The sequence below is a fragment of the Agrococcus casei LMG 22410 genome, from assembly GCF_900163565.1.
In the GTDB taxonomy this organism is placed as follows: domain Bacteria; phylum Actinomycetota; class Actinomycetes; order Actinomycetales; family Microbacteriaceae; genus Agrococcus; species Agrococcus casei.
On record NZ_FUHU01000043.1, the window covers coordinates 1 to 17,059 of the forward strand.

The window sequence follows — 17,059 nt, forward strand, 5'->3', positions numbered from 1 at the left end:
CCGCAACCGCGGCCTGATCCACAAAGAGACCGTCTACAAAACTTGACACAGCCCATGCTCCGTAGTTCGAGCCGATTACAGTCTTGCCGTCATAGGCGAGCGCAAGCCCATCGAGCTCCACCGTGTCGCCTTCCTTCGGCAGGCCGACGAACACCACGCGGCCGCCTGCACGAACCAGCGAGGGCAGCTGTGCCATGGTCCGCGACCGGCCGATCGCCTCGAATGCGACATCGGCTCCGCCGTCGGTGAGCGCTGCGATCTGCTCAGCCGCATCAGCGCCGCTCTCGAGCGCATGCGTCGCACCCGCCCCGAGTGCCAGCGCGCGCTTCTCATCTGAGATGTCGAGCGCGATGATCGGATTCGCTCCTGCGAGCTTCAGCGCATGGATGATCGACGTGCCCACGCCGCCCGCTCCGACCACGACAGCAGCCTCGCCAGCGACGACACTCGCGTTGTTGACGACCGCGCCGTACGCGGTGCCGACCGAGCATCCGATCAGACTGGCGACGTCGAACGGCACTCGCTCGTCGATGCGAATGGCCGCGAACTCCGGCACCACGATCGCCTCGCTCATCGCACCGACTGCGAGATACGGATAGGCGGGCGAGCCATCCGCAGTCGACCAGCGTGTGGTGCCGTCCGGCAGCAGCGAGTCGTTCGACTTCGCACGAGAGCACGCCCATGGCTTGCCGCTGACACAGTCGCCACAGCGCTGACACCCCTGGTGCCATGCGACCACGACGTGATCGCCCACCGCAAGGCTCTGCACTCCGACGCCCACCGCATCCACGACTCCCGCTGCCTCGTGTCCCATGACCGCAGGGAGCGGAACCTGCCATTCACCGTCGATCACGTGGCGATCCGAGCCGCAGACACCCGCGGCCCGCACGCTGATGCGCACTTCGCCGGTCTCGGGCTCTGCAAGCTGGAGCTGCTCGATGGCAAGCCGGTCGCCGTCATTCCCGCGGAAGACAGCAGCGCGCACGGTTGTGGACACAGTCATTTCCTTCCGGCCGCGGCGAACATGTCGGGCACGCCGTAGGCCCCATCGCCGCGGCGAACATAGAGCAGCCAGTTGAGCACGAGGTACAGCACCATGGCGAGGGCTGTCGCGGGCAGCGTGGCCGTCGTGTACTGGAACAGCGGCAGGGTCTCGAGCGTGATCGGGTTGTAGATCCAGAGGTAGAACGCTGCCGATACAGCCACCGACACGAGCGCCGCGATATTGACACCGCCGGTGAAGCGCATCGGGTCGTCCTTGCCCTCGGTGTAGAGCGCGCGCAGCGGCACGCGCTGCTTGCGCAGGATGAAGTAGTCAGCGATGATCACGCCGCAGAGCGCCGCAATGAAGGCTCCCGAGAGCAGCACGAAGGTCATGAACTGCTCGTACATGAACGCCGGGAAGAAGCTCAGGATCGCCGGCAGCACCAGGAACCCGGCGCAGATGTGCTTCCACTTGACCTTCGCCAGTGCCCTTCCGCTTGTCTGCTTCACCGCCAGCACGGTCGAGTATGCGATCGAGGCCATGCTCGTCACATTGGCGAAGCCGACGAACAGCAGTGTCAGTATGCCGAGGATCGGTCCGCCCAGCGGCACCATCCACACGGTCGGGTCGGGGTCGCCGAGCATGAGGCCTGCGGCCATGCCGACGATCTGCGCCAGCACGGTGCCGATGAACAGCCCGCCCCACGAAGCCCACACTGCGGCGCGAGGACCGCGGGTCAGCCTGGCGAGGGTGCCCATGACGGGCCACCACGAGAGTCCAGCGCCGAGGTTGAACTCGACGGCCATCATGAAGTTGAGCTGCTCGTCTTCGAACGGTGCGACCGGAGGCGCTGCGAGCAGGTCTGCCCACGAGTTCTGCGACATGAGCATGACCATCATGAAGCCGACGACGACGATGAGGCCTGGTGCGACGAAGCGGTTGAGCTTGCTGATCGTGACGGGACCGCGCGAGAGCACGATCCAGCCGATCAGGATCGCCAGTAGTGCGAACACTGTGACGATGGGGCCGTAGGTGTCGAAGCCGGTGCCGAATGCCTGGTTCGAGATCTCGGTGAACGCTCGCCCGAACAGCACACCGAGCAGCGAGGTCCACCCCATCTCGGTCAGCAGCACGATTGTGAACACGACGATGCCGACGCCCACGATGCCGAACACAGACTTGAGTGCCCGGTACTGCTCGACGCCGATGCGCTGGCTGAGCACGACGCTGCCGAATGCCATGATGGCGAGGCCGATGCTGTTGCCGATGAGCATTGTGGCGATGCCGTCGGTGAATCCGACCAGCAGCACCGTCGACCCGCCCGTCAGGAACGCCCAAGTGGCGATCGCGAGGCTGATGGTCACCCAGCTGAAGTCACCGGCACCCCAGACTCGCTCCTTCTTGGTGAGCGGGAGTGCGCCGTAGGTCGCCTCTTCGGCGACGGCGGCTTCTACGCTCTTCTTCGATGCGCTCACAGTGCCGACACCGCCCATGATGCGCCAGCGATGACGGCGACGGCCGCCAGGAACACCGCGATGGTGCGCCCGCCGAGTGCTGCATGAATGGCATCATTGGCCTCTTCCGCCTCGATCTCGACGAGACGGCGTTCGAGCTCTTGATCGAGCTCCGTGTTCTGACTCATGGACAGACCTCCTTGTGCATCCGAACTGCTGCGGCTTCAGACGGCCGAAACTGTCCCACAGCCTAGGCGCACGTGCAGGCTCGTGAATGCAGATCCGCATAGCTGTATCCAGTGTGCCAACTTTCTGTGCAGAAGAAGTGCATCTCATGATTAAACCGCACTACACTGGTATCGGATGATGTGTTTCTGCACATTCGATTGGATCGAGTTTCGGAGAGCCATGCAGCCACACAGTGAGACAGACGAGCTTCGCAGCCGAATCCTGCGCGAACTGCGCGAGAACGCCCGCGAGAGCTACTCGGCAATTGCAACCAGACTCGGCATCACCAGACGCATCGTGACCCAGGTCGTGCAAGAGGCGCTGCAGCTGGGCGAGCTGCGCATCACGACATCGATCAGCTCAGACCTGCTGGGCCTTGAGCGCTTCGCCTATCTCAAGCTCACGGTCGACGGCATCATGGAGCCTGTGCGCGCCGCACTGCTCGCGATGCCCGAGACGACCTTCGTGGCCGACATCACCGGCCGATACTCGATCGACGCCGAGATCCGCGTGGGCGCCGACCCGCACCTCCGAAATGCTGTCGACGAGATTCGAGCACTGCCGGGTGTGCAGTCGCTCACGATGCACCTCTACGAGAGCATTGAGATCAACCTCTACTCACCGCTGCGCACTGGCCAGGGCGGCTTCGTCATCGACGAGGCCGACCGTGCGATTGTGCAGCACCTGCAACAGGATGGTCGGGCATCGTTCCGCGAGCTCGGTGTTGCTGCCGGAATCTCGCCGAGTGGTGCGCGGCTCCGATTCGAGCGGCTGACCGCAAACGATGCAGTGAAGGTCGTCGGGATTCCGTCACGTCGCAACAAGACTGATTTTCCGTCGCTGGGGGTGGGCATTCAGGCTCGCCATTCGCTCGAGCGAACTCTTGAGCGCGTTCGCGAACTGAACCCCGAGTTTCTCGCTGTCACGATCGGCGACTACGACATGATCGCGACGCTCACTGCAGACAGCTACGAAGAGCTCATCGCAGTGACCGACCGGTTGCGCGAACTCGACGAAGTCGCCGCGTTCGAGACGTGGTCGAACCTGCGAATTCTCAAGGAGCAGTACGGCGAGGGAGATCGGATTCGCGCCACGCCGCGTACACGTCGGCGCGGCGGTCGCGCAGATAGTTCGAGCTGAGGCCAGGCACGCTCGCGGGCTCAGGCAGGTCGACCATCAGCAGCTCGGGCGCATCGGCCGCCTTGCCGAGCACCGAACCGTCCCAGGAGGCGACGACGCTGCGACCCGTGAAGCGCTCGGGGTCCGTCTCTGGCCGTGCATGGTCTGCATAGGCGACGACGATGCCGTTCTCGGCAGCTCTCGTCGGAACGATCAGATCAGACACGTAGTGCGCATCGTCGTCGATGGCGGTCGGCACGAGCACGAGGTTGGCGCCGTGGCTTGCGAGCATCCGAGTCGGCTCAGCGAACTCGATGTCGTAGCAGATCTGGAATGCGACATTCCAGCCGTTCCACTCGGCGATCTCGGGTGCGTCTGACGCCGCGACGAATGTCGCCTTCTCGTCCTCGCCCCAGAGGTGCACTTTGTCGTAGCGCAGCACCTCGCTGCCGTCGTGAGCCCAGAGACCCGCTGAGATTGTGGCTGTTCCGTCTTCGCGCAGCAGCGGAAAGCTTGCGGCGATCGCGATCTCGGTGTCGCTCGCGAGAGCCTGCAGCTTCTGCTCGGTCTCACTGTCGCCTCCTGCGGCGAGCCAGCTGCGCAGCTCGACCGGTGCGTAGCCCGAGACGAAGAGCTCCGGTGTCAGCAGCAGTGCTGCGCCGTCAGCCTCTGCCTTGATCGCGCCCTGACGGATCGTCTCAAGGTTGGCGTCGATGTCGGCCGTGATGGCGTCTGCCTGCAGCAGTGCGATCTTCATGATTTCGCTCCTCTTCCCGACCAGAGCCTAGAGCGTGTCGGGCCCGCCGACCATTTCAGCCACCGATCGAAGGCCGAGGCCGCCTGCCTCAGTGCCGACAAGCTTCTCGTGCTGCTCGGCCGTGACCGGTGCGAAATGGTACATGTCAGAGTCGGGGTCGAGCATCAGCAGTCTCAGCCCCACTTGGTGCAGACCGGCGTCGGCCTGCTGCAGCAGCCTGCCCACGGGATCGGTGCTCTGCGCCTCGATGCCGTCGTGCAGGTGGGGTGCAGGCAGACCGAGGTTCTCGCATGCCCGAATCACACTCGCGAACACCTGACCCGGGTCGTCTTCACCGCCGGCATCGCACCAGCCGATCGTCTCGGGACTCGGATGCGCACCTGCGTCGAGCAGCAGCTGCCCGTCGTCAGCGTTGTCGCCGAACCGCTCTCGCGCATCCGCGAGCACTCTTCTGCCCTCTTCGTTCAGCACGGCCTCTGCGAGCCTGTCGATGAACTGCTCGTCCTGCGCCTCTTGCAGCCCCTCTTCGAAGGCGCTGAGGATCGTCATCTGTGCGCTGATGGGCCTGCTCATGAACAGCGACATGGTGGCTGTTCCGATCTCTGCCTTGTCGGCGCTCCAGATCGCTTCGAGCCCGGCGGCACGGGCGGCTGCGGGTACAGCGACGAGTGCCATGACGGTGTCATCCTCGCTGAGCACTGCCGACAGCGGCACGCGGAGCCCGCCAGTGTCGGAGATCACTTCGAACAAGCGCTTCAGCTTCGGGGCGGATTCGCTGCGGAGCGAACGAGGCCGCTCTTCAATGAGGCCGACGACCAGCATGGCCTGTGAGGATCCGACCAGTTCGTGCAGAGCCTGCGCGATCCGCTGCCGAGCCGGAACATAGACGTTGCGAAGGTCACCTGCGAGCACTCCGACGCTATCGCTCCACGGAACCCACACGCTGCCGGCGATCCGCAGTCCCTCGCGAGACACCGAGATGTAGGTCGGGTTGGCTCGCGCTGCAGCCAGCCGCGATCTGATCCGCCGAATGTACAGCGCCATGAGCAGCAGCAACCCGATCAGGATGCCGAGCAGCACGTACGTGAACGTGCGACCGAACTCAGTGAAGATGATCCAGACGAGCAGCACCGAGCATGCCGCTGCCACGACCAGTGTTGCCGCGAATCCGAACGTGTTTCCTCGCAGCTTGCTCTGCAACCGCTGCTGATCGACCGGCACATCGACCTGTAGGCCGTTCATCATTGCCTCATGCCATTCTGCATGGCTGGGAGGGTATCCGTGCGGCTGGGTCATGTGAGCTCCTGTCACTGCAGCACCGCGGCCAGCGCGCGCCAGTAGTCTCGAGTGTAATTGGAGGGCAACGATGACCAACACCACCCCGCTTCCCGAGCGCAGCCAGATCGACGCAAGGCCCGCTGCTGGTCACGAGAGCACTGCAGCTGTCGCGATGGCATCGGCCAAGCAGGTTCGCGAGTTCACTGGCCAGGCGATCGGCGGCGTCGCACCCATCGGCCACCCGGCTCCTGTGCGCACGGTCATCGATGCAGCGTTGCGCGACTACGAGACGCTGTGGGCAGCGGCTGGCACCCCCAACACCGTCATGCCGCTCACGTTCGAGCAGCTCGTGCAGCTCACTGACGGCACCGTCATCGCGGTAGCCGCCGACTGACCGTCACGGTCAGCTCAGTCGTCGAGCAGCGCAGCCGCGAACATCGGGCGAGCAGCGTCTTCGCTCGGCGGGTGGAACAGCCCCGCAGTCGCATCGCGGAAGATGCGGCTCATCTCGTGGCTGTTCGAGAATCCGCTGCCGCCTGAGCACGCCAGCGCAGCCTCAGCCGTGCGCCTGGCGGTCGTCGAAGCATGGATGCGCGCAGCGACGATGCGGGGCGACCATTCGGCTCCGTGGTCGATCACCTCGTCGAAGTCGCGGCAGATCGAGTCGAGCTGGGCCGGCACTGCCAGGTACTGCATGTGGGCATCCGCCAGCCGAACACGCGCCTCGGGAACCTCGGCGAACGAAGCACCCGCCTTCGCTGACTTGCGAGCCTTCAGGCCGGCAGCACCGAGCTCGAGTGCGCGCTTGGCGACTCCTGCATAGACCGATGCGACCAGCAGCTGGAAGTTGCACGTGATCGAGAACGTCAGCAGATCGGGGTGGCGGCCGGCCGGAATCCGGCGGGCAACACGATCGGGCCGCATCCGCACGTTGTCGAGACGCGTGGCGCGGCTGTGCGACGGGCGCATGCCGACGACGTCCCACGAGTCAGAGACCGTCACGCCTTCGGCCTCACGCTCGACGAAGCCGAACACGAGGGTCGGATTCTCGGGGTCGGTCTCGTCGAGGCCGTGCGTGATGAGGCGGGTCCAGACCGGTGACAGCGACGTGAAGATCTTGGTGCCCGTCAGCAGGTATGACCCGTCGTCTTGCGGCACTGCCTTCGAGTTCGAGCCCTGCAGCACCCAGTCATTCGAGGGCTCGCTGATGCCGAATGCGAAGATCTCGCCCGCTGCTGCCTCTTCGAAGATGTAGCCCAGCGAAGTGTCGCCGCGATCGAACATGCCGCGCACGACGCCCGTGCAGAGCAGGTGCATGTTGATCGCGAGCGCAGTGCCGGGCGCTGCGGTCGCGAGCCGCTGCTGCAGCTTCGAGACCTGCTGCAGATTCAGCCCTCCGCCGCCGAACTCAGTCGGCACGAATGCCAGCAGATAGCCGCGCTCACGCAGTTCTTCGAGGTCTTCTGTGAAGAACGCGTTGTCGCGGTCGTACACAGCGGCACGCTCGCGGAATCTCTCGAGCAGGTCGTCGGGCAGATACTGCTCGGCAAGCTCGCGGTGGCGGGTCTCTCGATCGACGGCGTCAGTCATAGTGAACCTTTCTGTGCGTGGGTGAGCAGCAGCGCTGCGTTGTGGCCTCCGAAGCCGAACGACGTCGACAACACGGTGTCGACCTGCTGCTTGCGGGCGGTGCCAGAGATGAAGTCGAGGTCGAACTCAGGCAAGTCGAGGTTGAGGGTCGGCGGCAGCAGCCCGGTGCGCAGCGACTGCACCGCGATGACCGCTTCGACGACGCCAGATGCCCCGAGCAGATGCCCTGTCGACGACTTGGTCGCGGTGATCGGCACAGCAGCGAGCCGCTCGCCGAACACTGCCGCGAGCGCCTTCGCCTCAGCGGCATCGCCAGCGGGCGTCGAGGTGCCATGGGCGTTGATGTGGCCTACGTCGTCGGCAGTCATGCCGGCGTCGGCCAGGCCCTCGCGAACCGCCTGTGCTGCTCCGCGGCCCTCGGGATGCGGTGCGGTCGGGTGGTGTGCGTCACTCGATGACCCGAAGCCCGAGAGCACGGCTAGCGTCTCAGCGCCTCGTGCTGCGGCAGCGTCATCAGACTCGAGCAGCACTGCCGCGGCACCCTGCGACATCACGAAGCCGGATCGATTGCGATCAAAGGGCATGCTCGCGGCCTCTGGCTGCTCTTCATAGCCCGCCGCGAGCGCACGCATGTTGGCGTTCGACGAGAGGTGCACGGGGCCGAGGCAGTCTTCCATGCCGACCACGAGCACGGCGTCTGCGTACCCGTGGCGGATGCGGCGCATCCCCTCTCCGAGTGCGACTGCGCCACTGGCGCACGTTGCCGAGACTGCCTGAGCAGCACCGCGGATGCCGTGGCGCTGGCTCAGCAGCGCTGCGGCCGAGTCGGGGGCTCCGTGCATCGACAGCGTCAGCGGCACTCCCCGTGCACCGCGGGAGTCGTAGGCACGCGTGGCCTGCTGCATCGCGTCGACGGGACCCGAGCCGGTTGCGGCGATCACCGAGACGCGATCGGGGTTCCAGGGCAGTGCTCGAGAGGCAACGCCAGCGTGGCCGAGTGCTTCGTCGGCAGCCGCAATGGCCCAGTGCTGCACCGGGCTCACACGCTTGGCGAGCGTGCGGTCGAGAATCGTCTCGGTGTCGAATCCGCGCACCTGGCCGCCGATGCGCACCGGCAGCTGTGCGAACGCATCGCCTTCGAGCACGCGAATCGCGCTGCGCCCCTCGACAACCGACTGCCACAGCGCATCGGCCGTGAGCCCGCTGGGAGTCACAGCACCGAGACCGGTGATCACCACCTGTCGTGTCACAGTCGCTCCCCTCCCCCGTCGGCCACAAGCGCAGCGACGGCATGCCTGCGAACCTTTCCTCCAACGGTACGCGCGAGCTCTGACACGCGATACCAGCGCAGCGGAACAAACTGCGGAGCAAGCCTCTCAGCAGCCACTGCCTGCAGCGATGGCTTGGTCGCTGAGCCTTCGATCACGAGTGCCACGGCTGAGCCGAGCGCCCGATCTGGCAGTGCGACGGCACAAGCGGCATCGACTCCGGCGACGCCCTCGAACACGCGCTCGACCTCAGTCAAAGCCACCTTGTGACCGCCGGTGATGGCGATATCTCCGGCGCGGCCGACCAGCTCGAGTCGCCCGTCGACCACGCGCGCCTGATCGTGCACGGTCGCCCATCCGCCTTCGCCCTGCAGGACCTCGTCGGTCGTGCCCGAGAGGTAGCCGTCTGAGCAGGCGTCAGCCAGCACCCAGAGCTCGCCGAGTTCGCCGTCGGCAACCGCCGCCCCTGCGTCATCGCGCACCTCGACCGCGATGCCCTCGTAGACGCCGATGCTCGTGCCGTCGCCGTCGCGGCTGTCGCCGATGAAGCCGATCTCGGCTGCTCCGTAGTAGCTGATGAGGCGTGCGTCGGGTATGGTCTCAGCGGCCGCCTGCCTGATGGATGCCGGCAGGTTTGCTCCGCCAGTCACCAGCACCGACAGCGATGCGAATCGCTCCGGGCTGCGTCGTGCTGCGACCGCGAGCGCCTGCAGAATCGCCGGCACGGCAACGATGCGCGTGATGCTCTCGCGTTCGATGCGCCGCCCGGCATCGATTGCGTCGAAGCGGTCTGCAACATGCACTGTGCCGCCGGTTGCCAGGCACTCGATCACGGCATAGAGGGTGAGGCTGTATGACAGCGGGCCGGGTGCGAGTGTGGCCACACCCGGCAGCGGCTCGAGATAGGCGCTCGACACTGCGACGTTGGCCCGGTACTGCGCTCGGGTCTTCAGAAACGCCTTCGGGTCGCTCGTGGTGCCCGACGAGAACAGCATCAGGAAGGCTTCGTCACCGTCGCGCACAGTCGGCGCGGTGGCTGCCGCAGCAGACCCTTCAGCACCCACGAAGTCGGCCAGCGAGATCACTGTGCCGCCCCATCCGCGCTGCTGCAGAGCCGGTGCGAGCTCGGCCGAATCGCTCACGACCAGGCCGATTCCGGTCGACTCGATCACCCGAATGCGGTGCTCGAGCGGCCAGCGCGGGTCGATCACGGCACTCACTGCGCGGTAGCCCGCAAGCGACGCCACGATGCGCGCTGCGTGGAATGCCGAATCGATGCTGACGGCCGTCACGGGAATGCCGCCGGTCTCGGGAGCAGCAGCGGGCGGATGCGCCTGTGCGGCATGCAGAGCGTCGACAGCGGCGATCGTTCGGCGGGACGTCTCGGCCAGCTCGGAATACGTCAGCTGATCGCCGCCGCCCGCAACGGCCACGAGGTCAGGGCGCTCAGCTGCCGTGCGAAGCACAGCCTTCGTCATCGGCACGAGCGCCCTCCCCTCTTGATTGCTCTCAGCCTAGAAGGCTGCGGGCTCTTCGACCTCTTCGAGCATGGCGCGCACAGCGTCGCTCGTGTATGCGTCGATCAGCGCCTGCGTCGCAGGGCTGTCGACGTCGTCCTTGTGCACAGCGAGGCCCACCGCGAAGCGCGTGTCGTCTTCGACGAGCAGACCGTCTTCGTAGGGGCGAAGATCCATCTGCCTGGCGTACGACGGCACGTTGAAGACCATGTCGGCCTCTTCGTATGCGGTGTTGAGCTGCGGCAGACCGACCTCGGTGATCTCGAAGTCGTGCGGGTTCTCGATGATGTCCTGCTGCGTCGCCGTGTACTGCTCGACCTCAGGGTCAAGCGTGATGAGGCCTGCGTCAGCGAGCATCTGCAGCGCGCGTCCGCCGTTCGACGAGTCGTTGGAGATCACGATGCTTGCACCGTCGGGCAGCTCTTCGATCGACGCGTATTCGCGCGAGTAGAACGCGACGACGACGACGTAGATCGGCTGCACGAGCACGAGGTTGCCGCCGTTCTCTTCGTTGTAGTCCTCGAGGAAGTCCTCGTGCTGCACGAAGTTCGCGTCGATCTCCTGGTTGTTGAGCAGCACGTTCGGCTGCACGTAGTCGCTGACCTCGACCGGCTCGATCTCGTAGCCGTCTGCGATCTCTTCGGCGGCGACTTCGGTCAGTGTCGACATGGGAGGCACGGTGACGGCAACCTGCAGCGTCTCGACGCCGCCCTCGGTGCCGTCAGCGCCTTCTTCGCCGCCAGTCGCGCATCCGACTGTCAGTGCTGCGAGCGTGATCGCAGTGGCTCCTGCGAGGAGTCGAAGCTTCATTGGGGTCTTCCTTTCTGGTGGCCGCATTGCCGGCCGGGTCTATCGCGTGTGGGGTCTAGCGTCTGTCGAGTGCCTTCGAGAGCCTGTGGCCCCCGACCTGCATGAGCTGCACGAGCACGACCACGATGATCACGGTCGTGTACATGAGCACGTAGTCGTACTCCTGGTAGCCGTAGCGCATGGCGAAGTCGCCGAGTCCGCCACCGCCGACGACGCCGAGCACCGTCGAATACGAGATGAGGCTGATCGCAGCCGACGTCAGTGCATAGACAAGGCCCGAGCGCGATTCGACCAGCAGGTACATCCACACGGTCTGCAGCGTGCTGGCGCCCATCGATCGGGCGGCCTGCAGGATGCCCTGGGGAATCTCGAGCAGGATCTGCTCGGCGAGGCGCGCATACAGGGCGACTGCGACGAAGCACATGGGGAAGGTCGCGGCTGCCGTGCCGAAGCTCGTGCCGTAGACCGCACGCGTCAGCGGAATCAGGAACACCACGAACAGCAGGAACGGAAACGACCGCACGACCGTGACGTAGAGGTTCGAGAGCTGGAACAGCCACGGCATGGGCCGCACGCCGCCGGGTCGGGTGACGAAGATGGTGACGCCGACGGGCAGGCCGATCAGCACTGCGGCCAGCAGCGAGAAGCCCAGCATGTAGCCGGTCTCGCCGAGGGCCTCGACGATGGCGCCGCCGTTTCGCTGCAGCGCTTCGACGATCTCGTCGAACAGGTCTTTCACGAAGTTCATGACTCGAGCACCTGCTTGGCGCGGTCGAGGTAGCTCGCGCCCTGCTGCGTCTCGCCGTGCACGACCTGCACGATGTCGCGCAGCTCGCCGCGCTCGAGGATCACTGCGCGGTCGCAGACGGCCTTGACGGCTGCGAGCTCGTGGGTGACCAGCACGATCGTGGTGCCGAAGTCACGGCGGGTTCGCTCGAGCAGGCTGAGGATGCCGGCGGTCGTGCGCTCGTCGAGGGCGGATGTGGGCTCGTCTGCCAGCAGCAGCGTCGGCTGGGTGATGAGGGCGCGGGCGATGGCCACCCTCTGCTTCTGTCCGCCCGAGAGCTGTGCGGGATAGTGCTTGGCACGGTCTGCGAGCCCGACGTAGTCGATCAACTTGGCGACGAGTTCGGGGTCGCGGCGTCGCTGCAGCCGCAATGGCAGTTCGATGTTCTGCTCGACGGTGCGGTTCGAAAGCAGATTGAAGCCCTGGAACACCATGCCGATGCGGTGACGGATGCGCCGCCTGCCTCGTTCGCCGAGCGTTGCGGGGTCGACGCCGTCGAGCAGCACGGTGCCCTCTGTCGGCTGTTCGGTCGCGTCGAGGAGTCGCAGCATGGTCGACTTGCCGGCGCCGGATTCGCCGACGATGCCGACGATCTCGCCGTGCTCGATCGAGAGGTCAATCGACTGCAGTGCTGTTGTCGCCTTGTAGCGCACGGTGACGTCTCGCAGAACTGCTGCGTGACCTGGCTTTGCCACTTAGTCTCCTAGACCCTGTATATATACCGCGGTCAAGCTTAGCGCCTGCAAACAATATTCGCACCGCATTCGCTGCGCAGCAGCCGAACAGCAACTTGGACACTTGTCATGGCAACATGAAGTTGCGTCGGGTGATATCGAGCTCGATGCACTTCTCGCGCTTTTTCTGCCAGAAAACACGCAAAACGTGTGGATTGTGCACCAACCATCGGCAAGAAACTGCTTGGCGTGCATATGATGACAACGGCTGCCCTTGAGTGTCATTCAAAAACTAGGAGAAACGGTGCCCCAGAACACCACCCTTTCGGAGCAACAGGACTCCCTGCTGCTCGAGAATCAGGTGTGCTTTGCCATCACGCTGACATCTCGAACCGTGATTGCGGCATACAAGCCGCTGCTTGAGCCCCTCAAGCTGACGCATCCGCAGTACCTCGTGATGCTGACCCTGTGGGAGGGCGAGCCGATGTCGATCAGGGCCCTCAGCGACCGCCTGCGCCTCGACCCGGGCACGCTGTCGCCGCTGGTCAAGCGACTCGAGCTGGCCGGCTACGTCACGCGTCCGCGCAACACATCAGACGAGCGTGCGCTCGCAATCGCGCTGACTGACGAGGGCCGTGCCCTCAAGGAGCGTGCACGCCACGTCAATGACGAAGTGAAGGCGCAGTTCGACATCACGACTGAAGAGCTCAGCGTTCTGCACAAGACGCTGATGCGCCTGCAGGAGAAGACTGCCAAGGCTGCCCGCACACCTGCTGTCGCTTGATAGGCTGGGCGATGCATCCCACCAAGCAGATCCGATGAGAGGGCACACCATGGCAAAGCAGCGTCAGGAGCACGAGAGCAGCGGTTTCGCATCGCTCATCGGCATTGTTCTCGGTTTCGTGCTGCTCGTCGGCGGCATCTACCTGCTCGGCCTCGCAACGGGTGCACCTGAAGAGCTCAAGGCGATCACCTTCGTGCTCGGCATCTTCGTCTTCTCGGCTGCGTTCTTCATCCCGATGAACGTCATCGGCCACTTCTCGAAGAAGTAGTCGCTCAGAACCGCACGTAGCGCATCAGCAGCGCGTCTCGCATCGGCGATTTCGCTGACGCGGCTCGCTTGCCTGACAGCACCCACCTGATCTGCGCATCCATGATCTGCAAGGCCTGGGCCTTGACCCTCGATCGTGGACACGGTGTCGGTTCGGTTATGCCGCTTCCGCGAGGGTAGCGGACGTGGTCTCCGCGTAGGCGGTCTTGTAGTTGTTCGGGGTGATCTGGCCGATCGCGGAGTGGCGCCTGCGGGTGTTGTAGCGGTTCGCCCATCGGAACACGGCCCGGTAGGCGGTGGCCTGGTCCGGGAACGCCGCCTGCCCTTCGAGGAGCTCCCGCTTGAGTGTGGCGTTGAAGCTCTCCGCGAGTGAGTTGTCGGCGCTCGTGCCCACCGCACCCATGGACTGGACGATGTTGAGCTGCTCGCAGAGGGCTGCGTAGGCCTTCGAGGCGTAGACGCTGCCGTGGTCGCTGTGGAAGATCGCGCCGGCCAGCGTCCCGCGGTCACGGGCCGCAGCGCGCAGGGCGTCTTCGACGAGCCCTACGCGCATGTGGTCGGCGACCTGCCAACCCGCGAGCTTCCGTGACCCGAGGTCGATGCAGGTCGCGAGATACAGGTTCGACCCGTCCGCGATCGGGAGGTAGGTGATATCGCCCACGTATCGGCGGTTCGGCTCACCAATGGAGAAGTCCCGCTCGATCAGGTCGGGGAAGCGGCGTCCGGACTGGTCCGGGATCGTGGTCCTCACCCGTCGACGCAGCCGGATCCCCGCGAGCTGGTGTTCCCGCATCACCCGGGCGACCCGCTTGTGATTCACCCGCCCGGCCGCCGCGACGCCGTCGTTGAGGTCGGCGGTGATCCGCGGCGCCCCATAGGCGCGATCGCCACCCTGCGCGGGGTCCTGCAGCACACGGATTCGCGCCGCCAGCGCGGCGTCTGCGGCGGCCCTCGCGGCCCGTCCCGGGGCCGCCGCCAGCCAGGCGTAGAACGACGACCTCGCGATCTGAATGACCTCACACAACCGCTTCACGCCGTAGGCGTCCTTGTGATCCTCAACGAACTGGAAGCGGTTCACCAGTTCGTCTCCCCGGCGAAATACTTCGCCGCCTGACGAAGGATGTCCCGCTCCGTCTGAAGCTTCAGCTTCTCCGCTTCCAGCCTCGCGTTCTCGGCCTCCAGCCGGAGGACCTTCGCCGCCTGTGACTCCGCCCGCGCCGGCGCGGGCGTCGACGCTGTGCCGGTGGTCGTGCTCCCCGAGCCGTGCTTCTCGACCCACTCCCGCAGCGCACCGCGGGAGATCCCCAGATCCGCCGCGATGCCCTTCAACGTCGCACCCGGCGTGGACGCGAACAAGTCCACCGCCCGCTGCCGGAACTCGTCCGTGTAGTTCTTCCTTGCCATCCCTTGGATTCTCGCTTCCCCAGCAACGTGCTGGAATCAGCGTGTCCAAGATCAGGGGTCAAGCGCCCTGTTGGGCTCGCCCTCTTCGATGATGCCGCCATCTGCCATCACGACGAGGCGGTCGCCGACACTGCGTGCGAACTCCATCTCGTGTGTGACGACCATCATGGTCATGCCCTCTTCAGCGAGTTCCTGCATGACGGCGAGGACCTCGAGGCCGACTTCAGGGTCGAGAGCGGATGTGGGCTCGTCAAAGAGCATCACCTCAGGGTCCATGGCGAGGGCGCGGGCGATCGCCACACGCTGCTGCTGGCCACCTGAGAGACGAGCCGGGTGTGAGTCGTACTTGTCGGAGAGCCCCACGCGGTCGATCAAAGCGCGCGACCGTTCGTCGGCCTCGGATTTCGAGCGCCCGAGCGCCCGACGTTGTGCGAGCGAGACGTTCTCGAGGGCTGTCAGGTGCGGAAAGAGGTTGAATGACTGAAACACCATGCCGGCAGTGCGTCGCAGCTCTTCGAGCTCGCGGGACGTGTGCTTCTGGCTCGAGTCGATCGTGTGGGTGCCGATGCGGATCACACCCGAGTCGGGCTGCTCGAGCAGGTTCGTGCAGCGCAGGAAGGTGCTCTTGCCAGCACCCGACGGGCCGATGATCGCTACGACTTCGCCCTCTGCGACGTGCAGCGAGACGTCGTCGAGCACGACGTTGTCTCCATACGCCTTATAGACGTTGTCGAGCGCAACCTTCGGCTGCACAGTGGTGTGGTCAGTCATCGATTCGTGCTCCTGGCTTCATGGTTGTTCTCGGGCTTTCAACCGCTCTCAGCGCACCCTCATCGGCAGCACTGCGGCGGCGTGGTTCAACGCGTGCGTCTGTACACGCGGGCAAGGTGTATTGCGAAGAAGGAGGAGACGGATGCGGTCGCACCAGAAGAGTGAACGCTGCTGAAAGGGGCACGACGGAGCAGCGTCTGTGTGCCACATTGGGCCTTCTGCATCGTCGCAACCATCACTCTGATCAAAATTCCTCAACTCGGCTTCGGTGTCACCGACGCTACTAGCGGGGCCCGCGAAATTTCAGTGATCTGCCCAGATTGATATCATTCACTGTGCATTAACGATTGGGGTTGCATGCTTGACGTTTCGAAGCTTGTGCTGCTTCGAGAAGTCGCGCTGCAAGGCAGTCTCACTGCCGCCGCGAGAGCACTCAAAGTCAGCACTTCGAACATCTCGCAACGCCTTCAGAGGCTCGAGACAGAGGTCGGCACTCCCCTGCTGCTGGCTGAGGGACGAGGCGTGCGACTGACCGGAGCCGCCTATCGACTCATCGCGCACACAGAGACGGTGCTCGAGGCGCTCGAGCTTGCCGAAATCGATCTCGACGAGGCGCGCAGCACCGGCCTCGTCGGCACGATCAGGCTCGTCGCGTTCCACTCGTTTGCCGTCGGCCTCATGGCATCGGTCTCTCGTCACCTGCGCGAGATCGCGCCTGATGTGACGATCAAGTTCACGCAACTCGAGCCCGACGACGCGATCGCCGAACTGCTCGCCCGTCGTGCCGACATCGCGGTGTCAGACGAGTACCCCGGATACGCGCTCAAGCCGCGCCCGGGCGTGCTGCAGTCAGTGATCGCCAGGGAATCCATCCGCGCCTACGTGCCTGAACAGTTTGCATCGCTCGAAGAAGCACCGTGGGCGATGGAGCCGAGCACCGCTGATGCGGGCCGCTGGGCGCTCGAGGTCTGCAGGACCGCGGGCTTCGAGCCCAACATCAACTTCGTCTCCCCCGATCCCTACCTGCACAGGAGCCTCCTCGAGCAGGGCATGGCGGCGGCTTTCCTGCCGGCCAGCGTGACGCCGGTGCCCACCTGCAAGATTCGTGTCATCGACGAGCTGCCCGACACGATGCATCGCCGCATCGTCACGCTCATCCGTCGAGGCTCGGAGCACTCGCCCATCGTGGCGGCCTGCCACGATGCGATTCGAGCTGCCGTTGCTGAGAGCCGTGCGGAAGCCACTCCCCCGTCCCACGCTGGTCGAGGAGCCGCGCAGCCACCCCTCGGAGGTTGAGGAGGCGCGAAGCGCCGTCACGAAACCCCGATCACCCACCGGAGGTTGAGGAGGCGCGAAGCGCCGTCAC

Annotated in this window: 18 protein-coding genes; 5 read left to right on the forward strand and 13 right to left on the reverse strand. The window is 65.1% G+C overall.

The genetic code is table 11. The features are described 5' to 3' along the window. The 3 genes from CZ674_RS10480 to CZ674_RS14200 all read right to left on the reverse strand — a co-directional run. Positions 1 to 1,003, reverse strand: a 1,003-nt coding sequence (locus tag CZ674_RS10480; protein WP_143244718.1) for a zinc-binding dehydrogenase, incomplete at its 3' end; no start/stop codon positions are given. Beyond that, positions 1,000 to 2,460: a purine-cytosine permease family protein gene (locus CZ674_RS10485; RefSeq protein WP_234988556.1), complete on the reverse strand. Its 1,461-nt coding sequence runs from the start codon at positions 2,458 to 2,460 to the stop codon at positions 1,000 to 1,002. The genes CZ674_RS10485 and CZ674_RS10480, both read right to left, overlap by 4 nt. Further along, on the reverse strand, positions 2,457 to 2,627 hold the full coding sequence (locus CZ674_RS14200) for a hypothetical protein (protein WP_159456964.1): 171 nt from the start codon (positions 2,625 to 2,627) through the stop codon (positions 2,457 to 2,459). The genes CZ674_RS10485 and CZ674_RS14200 overlap by 4 nt, the downstream gene beginning before the upstream one ends. Positions 2,628 to 2,847: 220 nt before the next feature. Here CZ674_RS14200 and CZ674_RS10490 point away from each other — a divergent pair, with 220 nt between their 5' ends. Next, positions 2,848 to 3,807: an Lrp/AsnC family transcriptional regulator gene (locus CZ674_RS10490; protein WP_159456965.1), complete on the forward strand. Its 960-nt coding sequence runs from the start codon at positions 2,848 to 2,850 to the stop codon at positions 3,805 to 3,807. Here CZ674_RS10490 and CZ674_RS10495 read toward each other — a convergent pair. Continuing rightward, complete coding sequence (locus tag CZ674_RS10495; protein ID WP_086992479.1) at positions 3,722 to 4,543, reverse strand: nitrilase-related carbon-nitrogen hydrolase; 822 nt, start codon at positions 4,541 to 4,543, stop codon at positions 3,722 to 3,724. The genes CZ674_RS10490 and CZ674_RS10495 overlap by 86 nt on opposite strands. A gap of 27 nt (positions 4,544 to 4,570) precedes the next feature. Further along, entirely contained in the window at positions 4,571 to 5,839 is a 1,269-nt protein-coding gene (locus tag CZ674_RS10500) for a DUF6630 family protein (RefSeq protein ID WP_086992480.1), read from the reverse strand. A gap of 70 nt (positions 5,840 to 5,909) precedes the next feature. Between CZ674_RS10500 and CZ674_RS10505 the strand changes: the two genes are divergently transcribed. Further along, on the forward strand, positions 5,910 to 6,215 hold the full coding sequence (locus tag CZ674_RS10505) for a YbaK/EbsC family protein (RefSeq protein WP_086992481.1): 306 nt from the start codon (positions 5,910 to 5,912) through the stop codon (positions 6,213 to 6,215). A gap of 14 nt (positions 6,216 to 6,229) precedes the next feature. On the opposite strand, the gene CZ674_RS10510 is transcribed toward CZ674_RS10505, so the two are convergent. The 6 genes from CZ674_RS10510 to CZ674_RS10535 are packed head-to-tail and all read right to left on the reverse strand — an operon-like array spanning position 6,230 to position 12,488. Further along, complete coding sequence (locus tag CZ674_RS10510; protein ID WP_086992482.1) at positions 6,230 to 7,411, reverse strand: acyl-CoA dehydrogenase family protein; 1,182 nt, start codon at positions 7,409 to 7,411, stop codon at positions 6,230 to 6,232. Continuing rightward, entirely contained in the window at positions 7,408 to 8,661 is a 1,254-nt protein-coding gene (locus tag CZ674_RS10515; RefSeq protein WP_086992483.1) for a beta-ketoacyl-[acyl-carrier-protein] synthase family protein, read from the reverse strand. Before CZ674_RS10515 ends, CZ674_RS10510 begins: the two co-directional genes overlap by 4 nt. After that, positions 8,658 to 10,157, reverse strand: coding sequence for a class I adenylate-forming enzyme family protein (locus CZ674_RS10520; RefSeq protein ID WP_327078624.1), 1,500 nt, complete (start codon positions 10,155 to 10,157; stop codon positions 8,658 to 8,660). Before CZ674_RS10520 ends, CZ674_RS10515 begins: the two co-directional genes overlap by 4 nt. Before the next feature lie 36 nt (positions 10,158 to 10,193). Then, positions 10,194 to 11,006, reverse strand: a complete 813-nt coding sequence (locus CZ674_RS10525) for a MetQ/NlpA family ABC transporter substrate-binding protein (protein ID WP_086992485.1) — start codon at positions 11,004 to 11,006, stop codon at positions 10,194 to 10,196. Positions 11,007 to 11,061: 55 nt separating this feature from the next. After that, positions 11,062 to 11,754, reverse strand: a complete 693-nt coding sequence (locus tag CZ674_RS10530) for a methionine ABC transporter permease (protein WP_086992486.1) — start codon at positions 11,752 to 11,754, stop codon at positions 11,062 to 11,064. Then, complete coding sequence (locus CZ674_RS10535) at positions 11,751 to 12,488, reverse strand: ATP-binding cassette domain-containing protein (RefSeq protein ID WP_086992487.1); 738 nt, start codon at positions 12,486 to 12,488, stop codon at positions 11,751 to 11,753. The genes CZ674_RS10530 and CZ674_RS10535 overlap by 4 nt, the downstream gene beginning before the upstream one ends. Positions 12,489 to 12,771: 283 nt before the next feature. Here CZ674_RS10535 and CZ674_RS10540 point away from each other — a divergent pair, with 283 nt between their 5' ends. Together CZ674_RS10540 and CZ674_RS10545 are read left to right on the forward strand one after the other, a co-directional pair. Then, positions 12,772 to 13,251 (forward strand): MarR family winged helix-turn-helix transcriptional regulator, encoded by a 480-nt coding sequence (locus CZ674_RS10540; RefSeq protein ID WP_086992488.1) that lies wholly within the window; start codon positions 12,772 to 12,774, stop codon positions 13,249 to 13,251. A gap of 49 nt (positions 13,252 to 13,300) precedes the next feature. Next, positions 13,301 to 13,519, forward strand: a complete 219-nt coding sequence (locus CZ674_RS10545; protein WP_086992489.1) for a hypothetical protein — start codon at positions 13,301 to 13,303, stop codon at positions 13,517 to 13,519. A gap of 156 nt (positions 13,520 to 13,675) precedes the next feature. Here CZ674_RS10545 and CZ674_RS10550 read toward each other — a convergent pair. Both CZ674_RS10550 and CZ674_RS10555 read right to left on the reverse strand, forming a co-directional pair. After that, positions 13,676 to 14,922 (reverse strand): IS3 family transposase gene (locus tag CZ674_RS10550; protein WP_086992490.1). Its coding sequence is split into 2 segments (ribosomal slippage): positions 13,676 to 14,613 and positions 14,613 to 14,922, totalling 1,248 coding nucleotides; the frame shifts between segments, so codons are not numbered across the junction. Between the two features lie 51 nt (positions 14,923 to 14,973). Next, a complete protein-coding gene (locus CZ674_RS10555) occupies positions 14,974 to 15,693 on the reverse strand; it encodes an amino acid ABC transporter ATP-binding protein (protein ID WP_086992491.1) in 720 nt (239 codons plus the stop codon). A gap of 357 nt (positions 15,694 to 16,050) precedes the next feature. On the opposite strand from CZ674_RS10555, the gene CZ674_RS10560 reads away from it, so the two are divergent. Further along, positions 16,051 to 16,989, forward strand: a complete 939-nt coding sequence (locus CZ674_RS10560) for a LysR family transcriptional regulator (RefSeq protein ID WP_086992492.1) — start codon at positions 16,051 to 16,053, stop codon at positions 16,987 to 16,989. The last annotated feature ends 70 nt before the right edge of the window (positions 16,990 to 17,059 follow it).